At 65.4% G+C, this 20336-nt stretch carries 18 protein-coding genes; 6 read left to right on the top strand and 12 right to left on the bottom strand.

Features of this window, described 5'->3' with window-relative positions; translation table 11 throughout:
• Nucleotides 1-273: 273 nt before the first annotated feature.
• Both KP010_RS02905 and mazG read left to right on the top strand, forming a co-directional pair.
• A complete protein-coding gene (locus tag KP010_RS02905; protein WP_108917785.1) occupies nucleotides 274-930 on the top strand; it encodes a cold-shock protein in 657 nt (218 codons plus the stop codon).
• Nucleotides 931-1226: 296 nt separating this feature from the next.
• A complete protein-coding gene (mazG, locus tag KP010_RS02900) occupies nucleotides 1227-2045 on the top strand; it encodes a nucleoside triphosphate pyrophosphohydrolase (RefSeq protein WP_142864244.1) in 819 nt (272 codons plus the stop codon).
• Nucleotides 2046-2076: 31 nt separating this feature from the next.
• Here the strand turns inward: mazG and KP010_RS02895 are convergent, their stop codons facing one another.
• From KP010_RS02895 to dusB, 11 genes are all read right to left on the bottom strand, one after another.
• Nucleotides 2077-2730: a glutathione S-transferase family protein gene (locus KP010_RS02895; protein ID WP_142864243.1), complete on the bottom strand. Its 654-nt coding sequence runs from the start codon at nucleotides 2728-2730 to the stop codon at nucleotides 2077-2079.
• A gap of 9 nt (nucleotides 2731-2739) precedes the next feature.
• Nucleotides 2740-3066: a multidrug efflux SMR transporter gene (locus KP010_RS02890; RefSeq protein ID WP_142864242.1), complete on the bottom strand. Its 327-nt coding sequence runs from the start codon at nucleotides 3064-3066 to the stop codon at nucleotides 2740-2742.
• Nucleotides 3067-3120: 54 nt separating this feature from the next.
• On the bottom strand, nucleotides 3121-4515 hold the full coding sequence (gene hflX, locus KP010_RS02885) for a GTPase HflX (protein ID WP_142864241.1): 1395 nt from the start codon (nucleotides 4513-4515) through the stop codon (nucleotides 3121-3123).
• Nucleotides 4516-4608: 93 nt separating this feature from the next.
• Nucleotides 4609-4878, bottom strand: a complete 270-nt coding sequence (gene hfq, locus KP010_RS02880) for an RNA chaperone Hfq (RefSeq protein ID WP_018265371.1) — start codon at nucleotides 4876-4878, stop codon at nucleotides 4609-4611.
• A gap of 260 nt (nucleotides 4879-5138) precedes the next feature.
• On the bottom strand, nucleotides 5139-6503 hold the full coding sequence (locus KP010_RS02875) for a sigma-54 dependent transcriptional regulator (protein WP_142864253.1): 1365 nt from the start codon (nucleotides 6501-6503) through the stop codon (nucleotides 5139-5141).
• A gap of 12 nt (nucleotides 6504-6515) precedes the next feature.
• Entirely contained in the window at nucleotides 6516-8801 is a 2286-nt protein-coding gene (locus KP010_RS02870) for a PAS domain-containing sensor histidine kinase (protein ID WP_216280404.1), read from the bottom strand.
• A gap of 49 nt (nucleotides 8802-8850) precedes the next feature.
• Nucleotides 8851-9129 carry a type II toxin-antitoxin system RelE/ParE family toxin gene (locus KP010_RS02865; RefSeq protein WP_142861554.1) on the bottom strand — a complete coding sequence of 93 codons (279 nt, stop codon included), beginning with the start codon at nucleotides 9127-9129 and terminating at the stop codon, nucleotides 8851-8853.
• Nucleotides 9129-9353 (bottom strand): hypothetical protein, encoded by a 225-nt coding sequence (locus tag KP010_RS02860; protein WP_216280403.1) that lies wholly within the window; start codon nucleotides 9351-9353, stop codon nucleotides 9129-9131. Before KP010_RS02860 ends, KP010_RS02865 begins: the two co-directional genes overlap by 1 nt.
• A 24-nt stretch (nucleotides 9354-9377) precedes the next feature.
• Entirely contained in the window at nucleotides 9378-10856 is a 1479-nt protein-coding gene (gene ntrC, locus KP010_RS02855) for a nitrogen regulation protein NR(I) (protein ID WP_108917927.1), read from the bottom strand.
• Between the two features lie 25 nt (nucleotides 10857-10881).
• A complete protein-coding gene (locus KP010_RS02850; RefSeq protein ID WP_174800247.1) occupies nucleotides 10882-12120 on the bottom strand; it encodes a nitrogen regulation protein NR(II) in 1239 nt (412 codons plus the stop codon).
• Between the two features lie 63 nt (nucleotides 12121-12183).
• The gene (gene dusB, locus KP010_RS02845; RefSeq protein WP_216280402.1) at nucleotides 12184-13188 is read right to left on the bottom strand and encodes a tRNA dihydrouridine synthase DusB; all 1005 of its coding nucleotides are present in this window, start codon (nucleotides 13186-13188) and stop codon (nucleotides 12184-12186) included.
• Between the two features lie 147 nt (nucleotides 13189-13335).
• Between dusB and KP010_RS02840 the strand changes: the two genes are divergently transcribed.
• The gene (locus KP010_RS02840; RefSeq protein ID WP_216280401.1) at nucleotides 13336-14541 is read left to right on the top strand and encodes a bifunctional 2-C-methyl-D-erythritol 4-phosphate cytidylyltransferase/2-C-methyl-D-erythritol 2,4-cyclodiphosphate synthase; all 1206 of its coding nucleotides are present in this window, start codon (nucleotides 13336-13338) and stop codon (nucleotides 14539-14541) included.
• A 48-nt stretch (nucleotides 14542-14589) separates the two neighbouring features.
• On the opposite strand, the gene katG is transcribed toward KP010_RS02840, so the two are convergent.
• Nucleotides 14590-16767, bottom strand: a complete 2178-nt coding sequence (gene katG, locus KP010_RS02835) for a catalase/peroxidase HPI (RefSeq protein ID WP_216281448.1) — start codon at nucleotides 16765-16767, stop codon at nucleotides 14590-14592.
• A gap of 189 nt (nucleotides 16768-16956) precedes the next feature.
• Here katG and KP010_RS02830 point away from each other — a divergent pair, with 189 nt between their 5' ends.
• The 3 genes from KP010_RS02830 to KP010_RS02820 all read left to right on the top strand — a co-directional run bounded on the left by KP010_RS02830 (nucleotide 16957) and on the right by KP010_RS02820 (nucleotide 20314).
• Nucleotides 16957-17856, top strand: coding sequence for a hydrogen peroxide-inducible genes activator (locus KP010_RS02830; RefSeq protein ID WP_216280400.1), 900 nt, complete (start codon nucleotides 16957-16959; stop codon nucleotides 17854-17856).
• Between the two features lie 151 nt (nucleotides 17857-18007).
• A complete protein-coding gene (locus tag KP010_RS02825; RefSeq protein WP_253203524.1) occupies nucleotides 18008-19813 on the top strand; it encodes a methyl-accepting chemotaxis protein in 1806 nt (601 codons plus the stop codon).
• A gap of 48 nt (nucleotides 19814-19861) precedes the next feature.
• The gene (locus KP010_RS02820) at nucleotides 19862-20314 is read left to right on the top strand and encodes a hypothetical protein (protein ID WP_216280398.1); all 453 of its coding nucleotides are present in this window, start codon (nucleotides 19862-19864) and stop codon (nucleotides 20312-20314) included.
• The last annotated feature ends 22 nt before the right edge of the window (nucleotides 20315-20336 follow it).

The following is a 20336-nucleotide window of genomic DNA, read 5'->3' as shown; positions in this document are numbered from 1 at the left end:
GTTCATGCGGGCGATTCGTCGCGCGGCGAACAGCGGAGCCGGGATTTTTCGATCTCGCTGGCGAATTCATCTAGCCAGAACCGGCCGCTTCCTGGTAAAAAGGCGATTGCGCGGGACTATATGGCATTCAACTGGCACACTTACGAACGCACCGGAACCGGCTCTCCGCGAGATGCCGGCAGACGCGCGCGTCGCGGCGCATTGCGCTCGGCGAGAGGCCGTGCATGTGGCTATAGCGGTCTTTTGGCGGATGGCGGAGACGAGTACTAAGACATGAGCAGCAAAGGTCGAGACTTCCGGGGACCCAGAAAGCGTGGGTTCGACGACGACCCCCCGTATGGCTATGACAGCCCGCGGCCGAGCCGGCCGCCGCGGTCGCCCTTCGGCGGAGGAGGCGGATTTTCCGATTCGCCGCCCCCGTCTTCGAACGAGCCCGCCGTCGACGCGGTCGTCAAATGGTTCAAGCCCGAGAAAGGCTTCGGCTTCGTCGAGCTGGGCAATGGCACAGGCGACGCCTTCCTGCATGTGGGCGCGGTTCAGGCTGCGGGCTATGAAGCCCTGCCGCCCGGAGCCAAGCTGAAAGTGCAGGTATCGAGCTCCGTCAAGGGCCAGCAGGTCTCGCGCGTGCTCGAGGTCGATCTTTCGACCGCGGCCGCCGAGCGCCCGCGCAGCAGCGGCTTCGACCGTCCGCCGCGGCGTCAGGCTCCCGATCCGTCGACGGCCGTGCCGGTCTCCGGCAAGGTCAAATGGTTCGACGAGACCAAGGGCTTCGGCTTCGTGCAGTCGAACGACGGCGGCAAGGACGTCTTCGTCCATATCTCGATCCTCGGTCCCTCCGGCGTCAATCATCTCGCCGAAGGCCAGCCCGTGACGATGCAGGTCGTCGACACGGCCAAGGGTCGCGAAGCGCTGTCGATCACGCTCGACTGAGACGCTGAATCAGCGAGCCGCAAGTCGTTCTCGGCTTGCGGCGACGCGCGCCTCACCGCTGCGATAATCAAGCCCCTCGGATGCGCAAGTCGGGTCCGAGGCGCTGTCGTTTGCAAGGCGTACTACGGCCCCGGACCCTCGGATCGACTGCGGAGGGCGGTAGACCAAGGGCGCAGTCGAGATCCGGCACTCATGTTAGAGCAAAGCGTCTCGAATTCCTCGCCTTTTTTCCTGCGCCCTGCTGCGTCAAAACAACGCGTCGCTCGCGCTTTCGGGGCGCTTTTCGAGGCGCATCGATGACGCAGGAGCGCATCACGCGCCTTCTCGGCATTATGGCGGCGCTGCGCACGCCCGGGACCGGCTGTCCCTGGGACCTCGAGCAGAACTTCGCCAGCATCGCCCCCTATACGCTCGAAGAAGCCTATGAGGTTGTCGACGCGATCGAGCGCGGCGATCTCGGCGATCTACGAGACGAGCTCGGCGATCTGCTTCTGCAGGTCGTCTTCCACGCCCGGCTGGCCGAGGAGAGCGGCGCTTTCGTCTTCGCGGATGTCGTCGAGGCGATAAGCGACAAGCTCATCCGTCGTCATCCCCATGTGTTCGGCGATCGCTCGGCTGCCTCGACCGAAGATGTCGCTGTGCAATGGGCGCAAATCAAAGCGCAGGAGAAGAAGGCTCGCGCCGAGCGGCGTGGAATAGAGGATTCCGGCGGCCTGCTGGACGGCGTTCCGCCCGCCCTGCCCGCTTTGACGCGCGCCGTGAAGCTGCAGGAGAAGGCCGGCAAAGTCGGTTTCGATTGGGCCGACGCCCGGCTCGTGCTGGAAAAAATCCGCGAGGAGACGCTGGAAGTCGAAGCGGAGCTCGGCGAAGCCGGCGCGCCGCCCTCGCCCGCCGTGGCCGAAGAAATCGGCGATCTTCTTTTCGCGGTCGCCAATCTGGCGCGCCATGTCGGCGCCGATCCCGAGCAGGCGCTGCGCGGCGCCAACGCCAAATTCGAGCGGCGCTTCGGCTTCATCGAACGCGCGCTGGCGGCAAAGGGAACGAGCCCGCGAGAATCGACGCTCGACGAGATGGAAGCGCTGTGGCAGGCGGCGAAAGCCGCGGAACGGAAATAGGTCCGGCCTCTCGCACGATCATCGCAGCGACTCACTTTTCGAATTTATCGAGCGTCCAAGGTTCCGCGCGTCCGCTTTCCACCCATTCCCGATAGGCCGGCAGAGCCTCGATCGCGCGCATATAATCCTGCGCCTGCGGCGAAACGTCGAGCAGATAGGTCGAGAAGCGGCAGACGACCGGCGCGAACATGGCGTCCGCCGCAGAGAATTCGCCGAACAGAAATGGTCCATGCGCGCCGAAGCGCTCACGCGCATCGCGCCAAGCGGCGTCGATGCGGGCGATGTCGGCCGCCGCCGCCGGACTCGGCGACGCGATCACGCGCGGGGCCCGGCGGAAATTGGTGGGGTATTCGCCGCGCAGCGCGGTGAAGCCAGAATGCATCTCCGCCGAAAGCGAGCGCGCCAGTGCGCGCGCCGCCGGATCCCGCGGCCAGATCGCGAGATCAGAAAAGCGCTCGGCGATGAATTCGACAATGGCGAGCGATTCCCAGACGAGAATTGCGTCGCAGCGCAGCGCCGGAACCTTTCCCGCGGGCGAGAAGGCGAGGAGCTTTTCTTTCGACTCGGGCCCATAGAGCGGGACGAGGCTTTCCTCGAAAGCAATGTCGAACTGTTTCAGCAGGAGCCAGGCCCGCAGCGACCAGGACGAATAGGCCTTGTTGCCAATGAGCAGATTGAGAGTCATGGAAAATCCTCAATGCGCGGTCTGGGAAAAGAGGCTCAGCACGACGACGCCAGCGATGATAAGGCCCATGCCGGCCATTTCGCCGGCGTTGAGCCTCTGATGGAAAGCGAACCAGGCGACGACCGCGATCAGCGCCTGGCCGACGCCGGACCATATCGCATAGGCCACGGCGACCGGAATGCTGCGCAGCGCCAGCGACAGCAGAAAAAAGGACACGCCATAGCCGAGGACGACGATGACCGACGGCAAAGGCTTGGAAAAAGCCTCGCTCGCCTTGAGCGCCGAGGTGCCGACGACTTCGGAGAGAATAGCGACAATCAGATAAATGCGATCCATTGATGCGTTCCGCCGGTTCGAAGGCCTCGGGGCGCGAGGCGCTCCGAGAGGGATTTAGCGCGCGCGCCGCCTGGATGAAGCTTCCGCCCGCACTTCGGCTTGCGGATAGCGTCGCGTCACCCCGTCGAAACGCTCCGGCGCGACGCGCACCACGAGCCGCGCGCGGCCGTCCGCCAGCGTCTGGCGGTCGAGAACCTCGGTATGGGCGTGCAGCCATGCGATGCCCGCGCCGTCGGCGGGGTCGAGCTCGACCTCGAGCCGAATGCGGCCCTCGGCGAGGCGCGTCTCTATCCGCTCGAGCAGAGCGTCGAGCCCCTCCCCCGTCAGGGCCGAGACGAGCGAGGGACGATCCGCGCTCTTGCGGCCGCGCGCGGCGATGCGCAAAGCTGCGAGCCGATCGTCGTCCAGCGCGTCGATCTTGTTCCACACCTGCAGAATGCGCGTCCCCGCCTCGCCGGATAGGCCGAGTTCGCCGAGAATGGATTCGACGTCGGCAGCCTGCGCCTCCCAATCGGGATGCGAGACGTCCCGCACATGCAGGATCACATCGGCGAGCGTCACTTCTTCGAGCGTGGCGCGGAAGGCCGAGATCAGCATGGTCGGCAGATCGGAAATGAAGCCGACCGTGTCCGAGAGCAGTATCTTGGCGCCATGCGGCAAGCGGATTTGGCGCAAGGTCGGATCGAGCGTCGCGAACAGCATGTCCTCCGCCAGCACGCCGGCTTTGGTCAGGCGGTTGAACAGCGTCGATTTGCCGGCGTTGGTGTAGCCGACCAGCGCGACGACCGGATAGGGAACCTCGCGGCGCTTCTTGCGATGCAGGCCGCGCGTGCGCTTGACCTGATCGAGGTCGCGCTCGATGCGCGCCATGCGCTCCTCGATCAAGCGGCGGTCCGTCTCGATCTGCGTCTCGCCGGGCCCGCCGAGAAAGCCGAAGCCGCCGCGCTGGCGCTCGAGATGGGTCCAGCTGCGCACGAGCCGCGATTTCTGATAGGCGAGATGGGCGAGCTCCACCTGTAGCGCGCCTTCCTTCGTGCGGGCGCGGCGGCCGAAAATCTCGAGGATCAGCCCGGTGCGGTCGATGACCTTGGCGCCCCAGGCTTTCTCGAGATTGCGCTGCTGCACGGGCGAGAGCTGGCAGTCCATCGTGACGAGCTCGGCCTCCGCGGCTTTCACCGTCTCGGCGATCTCCTCCACCTTGCCTTTGCCGAGATAGGTGGCCGGCCGCACATCATGCAGCGAGACGCCGATCTCGCCCACAATGTCGAGATCGATCGCCTCGGCGAGGCCGACGGCCTCCGCCAGACGAGCGACCGGATCGCGCTCCGCCCCCTGCCCCGCTCCGCTCTCCGATGGCCGCGCCCGCGTCGAATAGGGACCGACCACGAGCGCTTTCGTGGCCGCGCCGGCCGTCGTCTGATCCTTCGACGCTGATGTTTTCTCGTTCAACCCGACCTCGGCCCGCCGAGCGAGGCGCCTCGCCAGCGTCATTTGATTTATGCGGGACTCTTCAAAAAAGCGCCGCCCTTTTGCAAATCCCGCTCAACGATGGCGTTCCGGCGGGCTCTGCTCGCCTTCTTCGCCCGGCTCGAACATATGGATCGGATGGCCGGGCATGATCGTCGAGATCGCATGTTTATAGACGAGCTGGGAGTGCCCGTCGCGTCGCAGCAAGAGGCAGAAATTGTCGAACCAGGTCACAATTCCCTGCAATTTGACGCCATTGACCAGAAAAATCGTGAGCGGAACCTTGTTCTTCCTCACGTAATTCAAAAACGTATCCTGGAGATTCTGCGCGCGTTCGGAGGACATCGGCTATCCTGTTCTGTTTTTCGTTATCGGGGCGATTGTGTCGCTCTTATCGGTCATAGCCATCCGACCGCACATTAGAGCCCGCGCCGGCGCGATGCGCAAGGCGCAAACCCTTCCTGCGGCGAAAGGCCTCCACTTACGGTTCTGTAACCCGCTGTTTCGACGAGTTTACGACGAGACGAAACGCATCAACTAGAGCCAAACCGCCGCAGAGCCAATAGGAATTTTTTACAACGCTTTGTATCGCCGAGATTTGCCGCTCATTCTATGGCCAGCGATTTCAACTTGCGATGGAGCGCCGATCGCTCCATTCCGATGAATTCCGCGGTTCGGGAAATATTGTTGCTGAAGCGATTGAGCTGAGCGATCAAATATTCTCGCTCGAACACTTCGCGCGCCTCGCGCAGCGGCAGGCTCATCAGCTTCTCGCCGCGCACGCCGGCCGGCGTCGAGGGCACGAGCTGGCCGATCTCGGACGGGAGCATGTCGGCCGAAACCTCCGCGGTCGCGTCGCCAGCGGTCAGAATCATCAGCCGCTCCACATTGTTGCGCAGCTGACGGATATTGCCGGGCCAATCATGCAATTGCATCACGGCGAGCGCATCCTCGCTGATTTTGCGGCGCGGCATTCCGGATGTCGCCGAGACCTGCTCCATGAAATATTCGATGAGTTCGGGAATATCCTCGCGCCGCTCGGCGAGCGAAGGGATGCGAATCGGCACCACCGAGAGGCGGTGGAAGAGGTCTTCGCGCAGAGCGCCCTCCTCGATCGCGGAGGTCAGATCGCGCGCCGATGAGGAGATGATGCGCACATCGACCTCGACTCGCGCGGAGCCGCCGACGCGCTGAAAATTCTGCTCGACCAGAACGCGCAGAATTTTCGCCTGCGTGTCCTTGGGCATGTCGGCGATCTCGTCGAGGAAGAGCGTGCCGCCATGGGCCTCCTCGAGCGCGCCGATCTTGCGCGGAGCGTCGCCGCCCTCGCTGCCGAACAGCTCTATCTCCATATTTTCCGGCGTGATCGTCGCCGCATTGATGACGACGAACGGGCCGGCGGCGCGCTGCGACGCGGCATGGATGCAGCGCGCGGCGAGCTCCTTGCCGGAGCCCGGCTGGCCGGTGATGAGCACGCGCGAATTGACCGGCGCGACGCGGGCGATGACCTGTTGCAGCTGATGCGCCGGAAAGGAGCTGCCGACAATGCGATCCGAGGCGCCGGCGCGCTGGCGCAGCGCGCTCAATTCGCGGCGCAGATGCGAGGCCTCGAGCGCGCGCTCGGCGACCAGCACGAGGCGATCCGCCTTGAAGGGCTTTTCGATGAAATCATAGGCGCCGAGCTTTATCGCGCTCACCGCGGTCTCGATATTGCCGTGGCCGGAGATCATCACCACCGGCAGGTCTTTATGCTGCTTCTGGACGATCTCCAGCACCTGCATTCCATCGAGGCGCGAGCCCTGCAGCCAAATGTCGAGGAAGACGAGATGCGGGCGGCGCTGCTCGATCGCCGCCAGCGCGCCATCGGCGTCCTTGGCGGTGCGCACGCCATGGCCCTCGTCGCCGAGAATGCCGGCCACCAGCTCTCTGATGTCTTCTTCATCGTCGACGATGAGAATGTCGCTGACCATATTCCTCACCATTCACGAAGTCCGCGCCCGTCCCTCGCCCGCCGCCGAGCCGGCCTCGCCGAGCGGAATGAACAGACGCACGCAGGCGCCGATCCCTGAAGGGGCGTCGAGCAATTCGAGTCGTCCGCCATGGTCCTCGATGATCTTGGCGACAATAGGCAGGCCGAGCCCCGTGCCTTCGGCGCGCGTCGTCATATAGGGTTCGAGCAGACGCTGCCGGTTGAAGGCCGGAAAGCCTTTGCCATTGTCCACCACATCGATCTCCGCCATGCCGTCCCGCACCCCGAGGCTGATGTCGATCCGCTTGACGTCGATCCGCTTGGCGTCGAGCGCAGCGGCGTCCTCGCGCGCCGCTATGCCCTCGGCGGCGTTCTTCACAATGTTGGTCAGCGCCTGCGACAGCAGCCGGCGATCGAACACCGCGAAGACCGGCGCCTCCGGCAGATTGAGAGTCATCTCGACATCGTTATGGGCGACGCGCGTCAGAAAAAAGGCCTGACGCATACAGTCGCAGAGATCGTCGCGCACCGGCCGCGCCTTTGGCATTCGGGCGAAAGAGGCGAATTCGTCGACCATGCGCTTGATGTCGTCGACCTGACGCACGATCGTGTCGGTGCATTGGTCGAAGACGTCGCGCTCGAAAGTGATGTGCTTGCCATATTTGCGCTTCAGCCGCTCGGCGGAGAGCTGAATCGGCGTCAGCGGATTTTTGATCTCATGGGCGATGCGCCGCGCCACATCGGCCCAGGCGGATGTGCGCTGCGCGGTGACGAGATCGGTGATGTCGTCGAGCGTGACGACAAAATCCGAGCCGCCCTGCTGCGTGCTCGCCGAAGTGACGCGCACGGCGAGGGTCAGTTCCTTGGTGCCGCGCCTTATGTTGATCTGAGTCTGAATGGCGCGCGGAAAGGCCTCGACGGCGTCGGCGAGAATGGGCGCGATCTCGGGAAGCGCCTCCGCCGCGCGCGCGCCGATCGCCGCCGCGGCGCCATCTTTCCCCGCTCCGTCCTTTCCCGCCCCCTCCTGCCCCGCCCCGCCGACGAGAAGCTCCTCGGCCGAACGGTTGAGCACATTGATTCGCCCCTCGGCGTCGACGCCGATCACGGCGGCCGGCACGCCGGAGAGCACCGCCTCGGTGAAGAGGCGGCGCTCCTCGTTTTGGCGATTGGCGGCGAGCAGCCGGCTCTGCTGCTGCTCGATCTCGCTGGTCATATTGTTGAACACGGCGCCGAGCCGCGCGAGATCGCCATGCGAACGCTCGACATCGACGCGCACATCGAGATTGCCGGCCGAAACCTGATCGGTGGCCGCGATGAGGGCGCGGATCGGCGCCACCAGCCGGTCGACGAAATCGAGCCCGACCCATACGGCCGACAGCAGCATTATGGTGGCGAGCAGCGCATACATCACGGTGAAGGCCTTCTTCACCGCGCCGCGATAGGCCTCGAAACTGTCATAGGTGGCGATGAGATTCGCCGCCTGCTCGGGAAATTGCACGCCGAAAGGATCGACCGGACGCGTCACATAGAGGAATGTATCCGGGAAGGTCGACAGCGGCCGCAACGCGACGAAGGTGCGCCCGTCGTCTATGACGAGGCAGAGCGGCTCGCCCTTGCGCGCATCCTCGAAATCGGCGGCCGGCGGCGCGATGACGATGGCCGAGCCGTCGGCCGTCACATCGACGCGCTCCAATATCTGTCCGTCGGTCTTGACGATCGCCGCCACCGAAAAGCCGAGGAAGCGCGCCCGCGAGACGAAGAACTCGTGGAACAGGCCGCGATCGGCGTTGAACATGGCGCGCGCGCGATCGAGGTCCGAGGCGGAGAGCTGCGCCTCCTGCAGCAGCGAGCGGCATTGCGTCTCGCGGAACACGCGCGCGGCCTCCGCCGTGCTGTGGACGGAGGTCTTCACCATGGCGAGGAATTGCGGATTGAGCGCTCGCTCCAGCGTCACCGAGCCGACAATGGCGAGGATGATCGCCGGCGTCAGCGCCAAGGCGGAAAAGAAAGCGAGAATGCGAATATGCAGCCCGGCCGCCGCGGCGCCGCGCCGCCAGGAGCCGATGAGCGTGCCCGCCTTGACGAGCACCAAGGCGACCAGAAGAACCAGCGCGACGGCGTCGGCGAAGAACAGCGGATAGACGACGTCGCTTGTCGGCGCGACCGGCGCGAGCTCGGCCATGACGAAAAAAGTGGCGAGCGCGCAGGCGACGGCGGCGACCACCGCGATCGGCCCGAACCAAAGGCGCCAGGACCGCTTCCTGGGCGCGGGCGCCGGAATCTCTCCCGCCATGGACATGCGCCTGTATAGGTCGTGGCGCCGGTTGAGGCAATGCGGGCCAGCAGCCTCAGCCGATCGGCGAACGTGCAGCGTGTCGGAAACGCAGAATCACGATCTCCACGCCGTTCGCCCGATAATCCACGAGGTAAGGATAAGGCGACACGGAAATGCGCCGTACCGACGGGACGCTGGTCCGACGGCCTGCGAGTGGACGCTCTTGCAGCAACGCCACAACCGTCTGCAGCCTAATTCGGATATTGCGCGCGCCTCGAGGAGAGCGCTCCGCCACAAAGGCGAGCGCAGCGTCGATCTGCTGCGCCGCCCGCGCGGTGAAGCGGAGCCGCATCACTCATATTTGGCCCAGATAGCGCGGATCGTCTTGTCGGAGGCGAACTCCCCCCGTTCGACCTCAGCCAGCGCTTCCGTCAGATCGCTTTCTTCCTCCGACGTCAGCGTGACGCATTGGGTCTCGCCGTCGGCGATCTCGAGGAGAAGCCGCGCGAGATCGTCCTGCACAGGATCGGGCAGCTTGCGAATGGTTTCGAAGGCCTGTTCCAGCAGACGAGTCATGGGCGAAGCTCCTGAAGCAGGATCCTACCGCGGCGAGCGCATCAGGCGGATGTCGAGATCGTTGACCTTCTTGCGCAGCGTGTTGCGGTTGAGGCCCAGAAGCTCCGCCGCTTTGATCTGATTGCCCCGCGTCGCCGCGAGAGCGGCGGAGATCAGCGGCACTTCTATTTCACGGATGACGCGATGATAAAGGCCGGGCGGCGGCAGCCGCTCGCCGTGGTCGCGAAACAGCTTGGCGAGATATTGCTCGACCGTGGTGGAGAGCGCCACCTCCTTGTCGGAGGCCGTATCCGCCAAACTCGCCGTCGCCGATTGCAGCCGATCGCCGGGCGAGGCCTGACGCATCTCGTGCTCGAGCTCGAGCTCGACCACCGCCTCGGTGATGACCTCCTGCGGATGCAGGGCCGCGAGGCGACGAATGAGATTCTCCAGCTCGCGAATATTGCCCGGCCAGCGATAGCGCTTCATGCGGTCGAGCGCCGCCTGCTCGATGTATTTCTGTGGCAGGCCCTCGCTCGCCGCCACTTTGAAGAAGTGATGCACGAGGTCGGCGATATCCTCCGAGCGCTCGCGCAAAGGCGGCAGGCGCAGCGGCACGACGTTGAGGCGGAAATAGAGGTCCTCGCGGAAGAGGCCTTGCTGGATCAGCGCGCGCAAATCCTTATTGGTCGCGGCGATGATGCGGACATTGGTCTTGATCGGCGTGCGGCCGCCGACGGTCGTATATTCGCCCTGCTGCAGCACGCGCAACAGCCGCGTCTGCGCCTCCATCGGCATATCGCCGATCTCGTCCAGGAACAGCGTGCCGCCTTCGGCCTGCTCGAAACGGCCGATAGAACGCTGATTGGCCCCCGTGAAGGAGCCCTTCTCATGGCCGAACAGCTCGCTCTCGATGAGATCGCGCGGGATGGCGGCCATATTGATGGCGACGAAGGGGCCTTTCTTGCGCTTGCCATAATCGTGCAGCGCGCGGGCGACCAGCTCCTTGCCGGTGCCGGACTCGCCATTGATCATGACGGTCAGATCGGTCTGCATCAGACGCGCCAGCGAGCGATAAATCTCCTGCATCGCCTGCGAGCGGCCGACGAGAGGCATTCCCTCCATATCGTCGGGACCGTCGATCTCGTTCTTCTTGCGCGGCTCGGCCATGGCGCGGCCGACGATGCCGACCAGCTCCTTCAGATCGAAGGGCTTGGGCAGATAGTCATAGGCCCCGCGCTCGGAGGCGCGGATCGCGGTCATGAAAGTGTTCTGCGCGCTCATCACGATGATGGGCAGGTCGGGGCGCAATTTCTTGATGCGCGGCAGCAGCTCGAAAGCGTTCTCGTCCGGCATCACCACATCGGTGACGACGAGATCGCCCTCGCCCGATTGCACCCAGCGCCATAAGGTCGCGGCGGTTCCGGTGGTGCGCACCTCATAGCCTGCGCGCGACAGCGCTTGCGCCACCACAGTCCTGATCGCGGCGTCGTCGTCGGCGACCAGAATCTCGCCGTGGGTCATCGGAATTCTCTCCAGCAGATCGTGCTCACGAGCGGCGCTCTGTCGGCGCAGGCTCTGTTTCCTCGGCGGCGGAATGGTGTCGTCTGGCGCGTCGCTCGTCTGCTCGCTTCTCCTCGTCCTTGTTGCGGTACATCGGCATCAAAATACGGAAAGTGGTACGCCTCGGGTGAGATTCGCATTCGACGATGCCGCCGTGGTCATTGACGATCTTGGCCACCAGTGCAAGTCCGAGGCCAGTTCCGGAAGTCTTCGTGGTGACGAAGGGATCGAACAAATGCGCGGCTATGTCCTCGGGCACGCCGCGGCCATTGTCGCGCACACAGAATTCCAGCGGCAGCCCCACCGGGCGCTTGTCGCCGGCGGTGCGCAGGCTGACCCCCGGCCGGAAGGCGGTAGACAGCTCGATCTCGCCGTCTATCGAGTCGCCGATCGCCTCGGCGGCGTTCTTGACCAGATTGAGGAAGACCTGCACCAGCTGATCGCGATTGGCGGCGACCGGCGGCAGCGAGGGGTCGTAATTCTCGATGAAGCGAATGTGACGGGCGAAGCCGCTGCGGGCGACGCGCTTCACATGGTCCAGCACCACATGAATATTGACCTTCTCGCGCTCCAGCGGCCGCGAGTCGGAAAATACTTCCATGCGGTCGACGAGGCGGACGATGCGGTCGGTCTCCTCGCAGATCAGCCGAGTCAGCGCCCGATCGGCGTCTCCCACCGAGCTTTCCAGCAATTGCGCGGCGCCGCGAATGCCCGACAGCGGGTTCTTGATCTCATGGGCGAGCATCGCTGCGAGCCCAGAAACCGTGCGCGCCGCCCCCCTATGGGTCAGCTGCCTGTCTATTTTATCGGCAATTGTGCGCTCCTGCAGCACGACCAGAACGCCGCCTTCGCTGTCCGGCAGCGGCGCGCAGTGCACATCGACGCGCCGCTCGCCCTCCGCCCCGGGGCGGCCGAGGTCGATGCGATATTCATTGATCGCCGAGCCACGCTCGCGCACCTGCTCGATCAGCGCCAGAATGGGCGAGCCGAAGGGCACGAGACGGCTCAGCTCCTGGCCGATGAGGATCGGCTTGCCGATCTCGAAAAAGGATTCCGCCGCGGCGTTGGCGTCGACGATGACGCCGTCCGGCCGGATCGCCAGGATCACATTGGGCAATGCTTCGAGAATGCAGGCGCGATTATCGTCGGCGATGACGCGCAGCCTCGCGCCGACGGGCGTGGCGAGCGCGCTCTTGCGCCGGTGCGGGTTGGATTCGGCGGACATCTCGACACCTCGAACTCGTTTTCCGGCGCGGCGCGCGCCGATCCTCTATCGGACTTGAACGCGTCAACAATAGGCCGAAGCCGGCTCCCCATGCGCCGGCTCGAGCGAGAACAAGCGGCGAAGAAGTCCGCGCGCTTCCGCCGCCGAGTCGGCGGCGACCAGCGCCCGTCTGAGACGTGCGCGCTCCTCCGCCTCCCCCTCCGCCTGCTCGGCATAGGCGGAGAGGTGTTTGCGCGCGTGGCGCAGACCCATATTCGCCCCCATGGCGATCAGCAGACCGTCCAAATGCTCGAGCGCGGCCTCCAGCCGCGCCATGGCGGAGGGCTCGGCGCGGCGGTGGCCGGTCGCCAGAAAATACGCGATGTCGCCGACGAGCCAGGGCCGCCCCTGCGCCGCGCGGCCCACCATCACCGCATCGGCGCCGGAGGCCGCGAGCATTGCGGCGGCGTCCTGCGGCGAGGCGCAATCGCCATTGGCGACGACCGGAATTTTCACGGCGGACTTGACCGCGGCGATCGCCCGCCAATCCGCTTTGCCCTCGTAGAATTGCGCGCGGGTGCGGCCATGCACCGTCACCATGACGGCGCCCTCGGCCTCGACCAGCCGCGCCAGCTCGGCGGCGTTGCGGGAGGACTCATCCCAGCCGAGCCGCATTTTGACGCTCACCGGAACCGAGACCGCCCCCACGGCGGCGCGGACCAGCTCGGCGGCGAGCGCCGGCTCGCGCATCAGCGCCGCGCCGGCGAGGCCGCCGGTCACGCGTTTGCAGGGACAGCCCATGTTGATGTCGATCAGCCTCGCTCCCGCGGCCTCGGCCTGCCGCGCCGTCTCGGCGACGCCCGCCGGATCGCGCGCCGCGATCTGCACGATATGGGCGTCTATGCCGGAACCGTCCAGGCGCTGGCGGGCCTCGACGTCGCCACGCGCCAGCGCGCTCGCCCCGACCATTTCGCCGACCGCCGCGGAGGCGCCGAAACGCAATGCGATCCGCCGCATGGCGAGATCGGTCACGCCGGCCATAGGCGCCAGAAAGGCGCGCCCTTCGAGATGAAGCGAACCGATGCGCAAAGGCGTGGCTCCTATGGTCTCGCCTATAAATTCATCAGTTGTCATCGTGCCTACACTATATGCAGATGGTCATACGTACGCAATGCGTACATCCCCGAGAATGGTGAAAATTGACGCGAGGCCGAAAAAGCGGGAGAGGTGCCCCCCATGAGCTCATCCTCGACCATTGCGATCCTCACCGTCGCCGGCGGCCGCGGCGTGCGGGCGGGCGACGGCCTTCCGAAACAATATCGTTCGCTTCTCGGCAAGTCTCTTCTGGCGCGCACGCTCGAAGCGATGCATCGGGCGGCGCCTCAGGCGCGGCTGATCGTCGCCATCCACGCCGATGACGCCGCGCTCTATCGCGCCAGCGTCGCCGAGCTTTCGGACGGCGCGCGGGCGCAGCTGCTGGAGCCGGCGATCGGCGGCGCGACGCGCCAGCAGAGCGTGCGCAATGGACTCGAGGCGCTGGCCGTCCTCTCCCCCGCCCCGGAGATCGTGCTGATCCAGGACGCCGCGCGGCCCTTCGCCGATCCGGCTCTCGTCGCCAGGGCGATAGAGGCGGCCCGCGTATATGGCGCGGCGGTGCCCGGCCTGCCGCTCGCCGATACGGTGAAGCAGATCGACGCGGAGAGCGTCGTCATCGCCACTCCCGACCGCGCGAGCCTGCGCTTCGTGCAGACGCCGCAGTCTTTCGCCTTTCCGCTGATTCTTGCCGCGCATCGCAAGGTCGCGAGCGGCTGCGCCGAGCTCACCGATGACGGCATGGTCGCCGAGGCCGCCGGCCACAAGGTCCATGTGTTCCCGGGCGACGCCGCCAATTTCAAGCTCACCACGCCGGAGGATTTCTTGCGCGCGCAAAACGCTCTGCTGGGCGACCTCTCCGACATTCGCACCGGCCAGGGCTATGACGTCCACGCTTTCGGCGAGGGCGACAAAGTCTGGCTCGGCGGCGTCGCCGTGCCGCACAGCCACGGCCTCGCCGGCCATTCCGACGCCGACGTGCTCGCCCACGCCATCACCGACGCTCTGCTCGGCGCCCTGGCCGATGGCGACATCGGCAAGCATTTCCCGCCCTCGGACCAGCAATGGAGGGGCGCACCCTCCTCCATCTTCCTCGCCTTTGCGGCGAAGCGCGTGCGCGAGCGCGGCGGGATCATCTCCCATGTCGACGCGACCATCGTCTGCGAGGCGCCGAAGATCGGCCCGCATCGCGACGCCATTCGCGAGAGCCTCGCGAAAATCATGGAGGTCGACATCGGCCGCGTGGCCGTGAAGGCCACGACCTCCGAGCGCCTCGGCTTCACCGGCCGTCAGGAAGGCATGGCGGCGCTGGCGCTGGCGACGGTGCGGCTGCCGATGTCCGCCGCGTGAACGAATTTCGCCGGCCGGACTCTCCGAAGGGTCCGGCCGGCGCTTCTATTAGGACTTGCGCAAGTCGAAACGGTCTAAATTCATCACCTTGACCCATGCTGCGACGAAGTCGCGCACGAACTTCTCTTTCGCATCGTCAGAGGCGTAGACTTCCGCCACCGCCCTCAGCTCGGAATTGGAGCCGAAGAGCAGATCGACGGCGCTCCCCGTCCATTTGAGCGCGCCGCTCTGGCGGTCGCGGCCTTCGTAGACGCCTTCCGTCTCGGCCGACTTTTTCCATTGCGTGGACATGTCGAGCAGATTGACGAAAAACTCGTTGCTCAGCACGCCCGGCCGTGAGGTGAAGACGCCGAGCCGCGAATTCCCCTCATTCGCGCCGAGGACCCGCATTCCGCCGACGAGAACGGTGGTCTCGGGGACGGTGAGCTCCAACAGGCTCGCGCGATCGACCAGGGCCTCGGCCGGCGATTTCTCGCCGCCTTTGGCGAAGTAGTTGCGGAAACCGTCGGCTTTCGGCTCGAGAACCGCGAAGGATTCGACATCGGTCTGCGCCTCCGTCGCGTCCGCGCGCCCTGTCGAGACCGGAACCTCGATCGTGACGCCGGCCTTTTTGGCGGCGTCCTCGATCGCGGCCGAGCCGCCGAGCACGATGAGATCGGCGATCGACACGCGCTTGCCGTCGGCGCGGCCCTTGTCGAAGCCGGCCTTCACCTCCTCCAACGTCTTCACGACCTTCGCCAGCTCGGCAGGATCGTTGACCGCCCAATCCTTTTCCGGCGCGAGGCGAATGCGCGCGCCATTGGCGCCGCCGCGCTTATCCGTGCTGCGGAACGAAGCCGCGGAGGCCCAAGCCGCGCGGACCAACTCGGCGTCGGTGAGGCCCGAGGCGAGGATTTTCGACTTCAATCCGGCGATATCCGCAGCCTCGATCGGCTTGTAGTCGATCGCGGGAACCGGATCCTGCCAGATCAGGTCTTCTTTCGGAACCTCGGCGCCCAAGAAACGCGCGCGCGGCCCCATGTCCCTGTGCATCAGCTTGAACCAGACTTTCGCGAACGCCCGCTTGAACTCCTCCGGATGCTCGTGAAATCGCTGGGAAATCTTGCTGTATTCGGGGTCGAGCTTCAGCGCCAGATCGGTCGTGAGCATCATCAGCGGATGCGTCTTCGTCGGATCATGCGCGTCCGGCACGATGTTTTCGGCGTCCTTCGGTTTCCACTGGATCGCGCCGGCCGGGCTCTTGGTCTTGACCCAGTCGTGGCCGAACAGATTGTCGAAGAACTGTGTGGTGAAGGAAACCGGATCGACCGACCAGGCTCCTTCCAGCCCGCTGGTGATCGTATCCGCGCCCTTGCCGGAGCCGCAGCGATTGGCCCAGCCGAATCCCTGCGCCTCGATCTTCTCCCCAGCCGGCGCCGGGCCGACGCATTTGGCCGGCGATTTCGCGCCATGCGCCTTGCCGAAAGTGTGGCCGCCTGCGATGAGCGCGACGGTTTCCTCGTCGTTCATCGCCATGCGCCCGAAGGTTTCTCTGATGTCCTTGGCGGCGGCCAGCGGGTCCGGCACGCCGTTCGGCCCTTCGGGATTGACATAGATCAGCCCCATCTGAGTCGCGGCGAGCGGTTTCTGGAGATTGCCTTTCTTGTCATTATTGCTCGCCAGAAATTTGGACGCGCCCCAATAGACGAGATCGGGCTCCCAATCGTCGCTGCGGCCGCCGCCGAAGCCGAAGGTCTCAAAGCCCATTTTCTCGAGCGCGACATTGCCGGTCAGCACCATGAGATCGCCCCAGGAGAGCTTCTGGCCGTATTTCTTCTTCACCGGCCACAGCAGCCGACGCGCCTTGTCGAGATTGGCATTGTCCGGCCAGCTGTTGAGCGGCTCGAAGCGCTGCTGCGCCCCGCTCGCGCCGCCGCGGCCGTCGTGGATGCGATAGGTTCCGGCGCCGTGCCAGGCCATGCGGATGAAGAATGGGCCGTAATTGCCATAGTCGGCCGGCCACCAGTCCTGCGAGGTGGTCAGGACGGCGGCGATATCCTTCTTCACCGCGGCGAGATCGAGCGTCTGAAACGCCTTCGCATAGTCGAAATCCTTGCCGAGCGGGTTCGACTCCGCGGCGTTGCGGCGCAAGGGCGAGAGATCGAGCTGGTCCGGCCACCAGAATTGATTGGAATGCGGCGCGCCCTCGGCCGAGGCGGCCAGCGTCGCGCCGACGACGATCGCCATCGCCGCGGCCGTCGTCCGCAGAAATCGCAGCAAGCCCGCGCGCGAGCGTGACTTCTCGGCGCTCGCCATCATCTTTTCCGTTGCAATCGACATTGCTTTCCTCCTCGTCGCGCCCCCGCCGAGCTTGCTATAGGACGCGAAATCGATTAGGTAAAATCCGAAATTATTCGTCATCGATCAGGAAAACTGATGATCACGACTAAGCAGCTCCGCTATTTCGAGGCCCTCGCCCGCACCGAGCATTTCGGCAAAGCGGCCGATCTCTGCGCCGTGACGCAGCCAGCGCTCTCCATGCAGATCAAGGAGCTGGAGGCCGAGCTCGGCGCGCAATTGGTCGAGCGGCGCGGCAAGCTGGTCATAGTGACCGCCGCGGGCGCGGAGATCGCCAAGGTCGCGCGCCGAATCCTCGCCGATATTTCGGAGCTGGAGACGATGGCGGATCAGAATTTCTGTCCGCTCCGCCTCGGCATCATCCCGACCGTCGCGCCCTATATTCTGCCGACCTTGTTCGATGCGTTCGGCGGCGGCGCGGCCGCTCTTCGACCTCTGCATATTCGCGAGGCGCAGACGGCCACATTGCTGGCCGAGCTGGACGACGGACTTCTGGACCTCGTCATGCTGGCGACGCCCGTCGATCCCGAGCTCGAATCCATGCCGCTCTTCGAGGATCGTTTCTTTCTCGTCGCTCCTTTGAGCGGATTGCCGGAGGAGGCCGGCTCCGTCAGCGCAGAGACGCTGAAAGCTCAACGGCTGCTGCTGCTCGAGGACGGCCATTGCCTGCGCGATCAGGCGCTCAGCTTTTGCGAGAGCCGCAATGTGCTGAACATCGACACTTTCGGCATGACCAATCTGACGACGCTGGTCCAAATGGTTTCGGCGGGCATGGGTTGCACCTTGCTGCCCGAAATGAGCCTGCCGATCGAGACGGCGCGCGGCTCCATCCGCGTGCTTCGCATCGAGTCGCCGGAACCGCGCCGGACCATCGGACTCGTCTGGCGCAAATCTTCGCGCCGCGGCGACGAGTTTCGCGCCCTCGGCCGAACGATCGCGGCGTCGCGACAAAACCGTCCCGAGCGGGAGATGTCATAAAAATGTCATTCAAAATAACGGCTTGAACAAATTCATCTTAGCTTTTTCGAAACTTGCGCAGCGGATGATGCCGTCACTCTCGGCATTGTCTCAACGCGTTTCCAACGCCGAGCCGGCGGCTGGAAACGCTCGCGCGCGGCGTCCAATGAAAATGAAATCGAGCATCGCAGGCAAGCTCGGCGCGGTCATCGCGCTGCTCGGCGCTCTCGCCCTCGGCCTCTCCCTTTTCGCCTTCTGGCAATCGCGCCACGACGCCGGCGGGATGGATGCGCTCGAGGCGAGCTACGCATTCGCCCTGCAGGCGCGCGGGCTCGCGCAATCCGTCCAGCATTCGGCGATCGTCGCCAACTCCGTCTTCGCATCCGACAGCAAGGCCGAGATCGAAGGAAAACTCGGAACGCTGCGGCGAACGCTCGACGATGTGCGCGCGGCGAGCGAGGCGCTGCTCGCTCGGGCCGGCGGCCGCATCCCGGACGAGCGCAAGACGCGCATCGCGCTCGCCGTGCAGGAATTCGTCTCCTATCAGAACGACACTGTGGAGCTCGGCCTCTCCATTTCTCCCAAGGCGGCGCTTCTGCAGGCCAATGACGAGGCGACCATCGCCAATCGCGAGAAAATGGTCGCGGAGATGGAAGCCTTCGTGCGCGGAACCCTCGACGGTCTCGCCGCCGAGCGCCACGCGCGCGAAAGCGTTCGCGGCCGCGACGAGGCGCTGACGCTCGCCGTGCCCGCCGCGGTGACGAGCATCGCTCTCGTCGCCGCCATATGGATCGTCGCGACGCAGATCCGCCGCCCGCTGGCGACGATCGCGCGCGCCATGAAGCGCGCCGCCGACGGAGATTTCGACGCGACCGTGCCTCATGTCGAGCGGCGGGACGAGATCGGCGACATGGCGCGGGCGCTGCTCGCCTTCGAGGCCGCGGCGCGGGACAAGCGCCGGCTCGAGCAGGAGGCCGAGGCGCAGCGCCGAGCGGCGGCCGAGCTGCGGGAAATGGCGGAGGCGGAGCGTCGCCGCGCGGCGGAGAGCCAGGCCGCGGTCGTCGCCGCTCTCGCCCGCGGGCTGGAAAATCTCTCCCATGGCGAGCTGACCTATCGGATCGACGAGGCTTTCGCCGCCGAATACGAGGCGCTGCGCCAGAATTTCAACATAGCGGTGGAAAAGCTGCGCCGCGCCATAGCGGCGGTGGCGGCCAATTCGCGCTCGGTTCTCGACGGGACCGCGGAGGCCGCCGAGGTCGCCGGCCGCCTCGCCGATCGCAGCGAAAGGCAAGCCGTCGATCTCGAGAAAGCGACCGCCGATCTCGACCGCTCGACGGTCGCGATCGGCCACACCGCCGAAACGACCGCCGAGGTTCGCGATCTCGTGCTGCGCGCCAGCGGCAGCGCGCGGCGCGGCGGCGACGTCCTGCGCGAGTCGATCGGCGCGATGAGCGCGATAGAGACATCGTCCCGGCAGATCGGCCAAATCGTCGACATCATCGACGAGATCGCTTTTCAGACCAATCTTCTCGCGCTCAACGCCGGCGTCGAGGCGGCGCGCAGCGGCGAGGCCGGCCGCGGCTTCGCCGTGGTCGCCTCGGAAGTGCGCTCGCTCGCACAGCGCTCCTTGCAGGCGGCGAAGGAGATCGGCCAGCTCGTCTCCACCGCTCAGGCGCAAGTGAAGCGCGGCGTCGGCCTCGTGAACGAGACGAGCCGCGCCTTGACGGAAGTCGTCGAGCTGACCGCGGCTTCCGACGCTCTGGTGGCGGAGGTCGCCGCTGCGGCGAAGGAGCAGGCCGCGAGCCTCGGCGGCGTCTGTCTCGCGATCGGCGAGATCGATCGGGCGACGCGCGAGAACGCCGCGATCGCGACGCGTTCCTCGGGCGCCAGCGCCGATCTCACGGCGCGCACGCGCGAATTGATCGATCTGGTCGCCCGCTTGCGGGTGGCGGCGACGCGGGACGCGCGCGCGGCGTGAGGGTCGGGGGTGATTTGCGCGCTCGACAATCTGAGCGATAGTCGTCCTATGACCGATTGGATCGAACATTTTCGAGCGGCGGCGCGTGGACTGATCGTCGCGCATGTCTGGCGCGGATACGGCTCGACGCTGTTCCTCGAACTGGGTGAGCTGACGCCGAGTCGTCGTCGTGACGAAAGTCCGGCTGCTCCTCGAGGCGAAATCGGATTAATGATCGAATGGAGTTGGCGGATCGAGGATCAGCGGTCCGTTTTATGCGGCAGCTTCAGCGACGAGGAGTTCTGGGCACCGACGTTTGGTCGCCTCGTGGGTCGCGAGGTCATCGGACTTTCGACATTCGGCCGTCTGCCGGAGATTTTGCTCTCGCTCCGAGACGGTCTCTATGTCGCGTCCTTCATGACGACGGAGGGCGATCCAGCATGGACGATGTTCGACCGGCGCGCGCCCGAGTGTATTGCGCTCTGCTGTAGAAATGGTCTGTTCCATATCGAGCGAGATTGACCGACCGCCCTCCGCGCCTCGT

Origin of the sequence: Methylosinus sp. KRF6 (assembly GCF_018887255.1) — a bacterium.
GTDB lineage: Bacteria > Pseudomonadota > Alphaproteobacteria > Rhizobiales > Beijerinckiaceae > Methylosinus > Methylosinus sporium.
The sequence above is the reverse complement of the archived record's forward strand: the minus strand, read 5'-3'. Positions and strand labels throughout refer to the sequence as shown.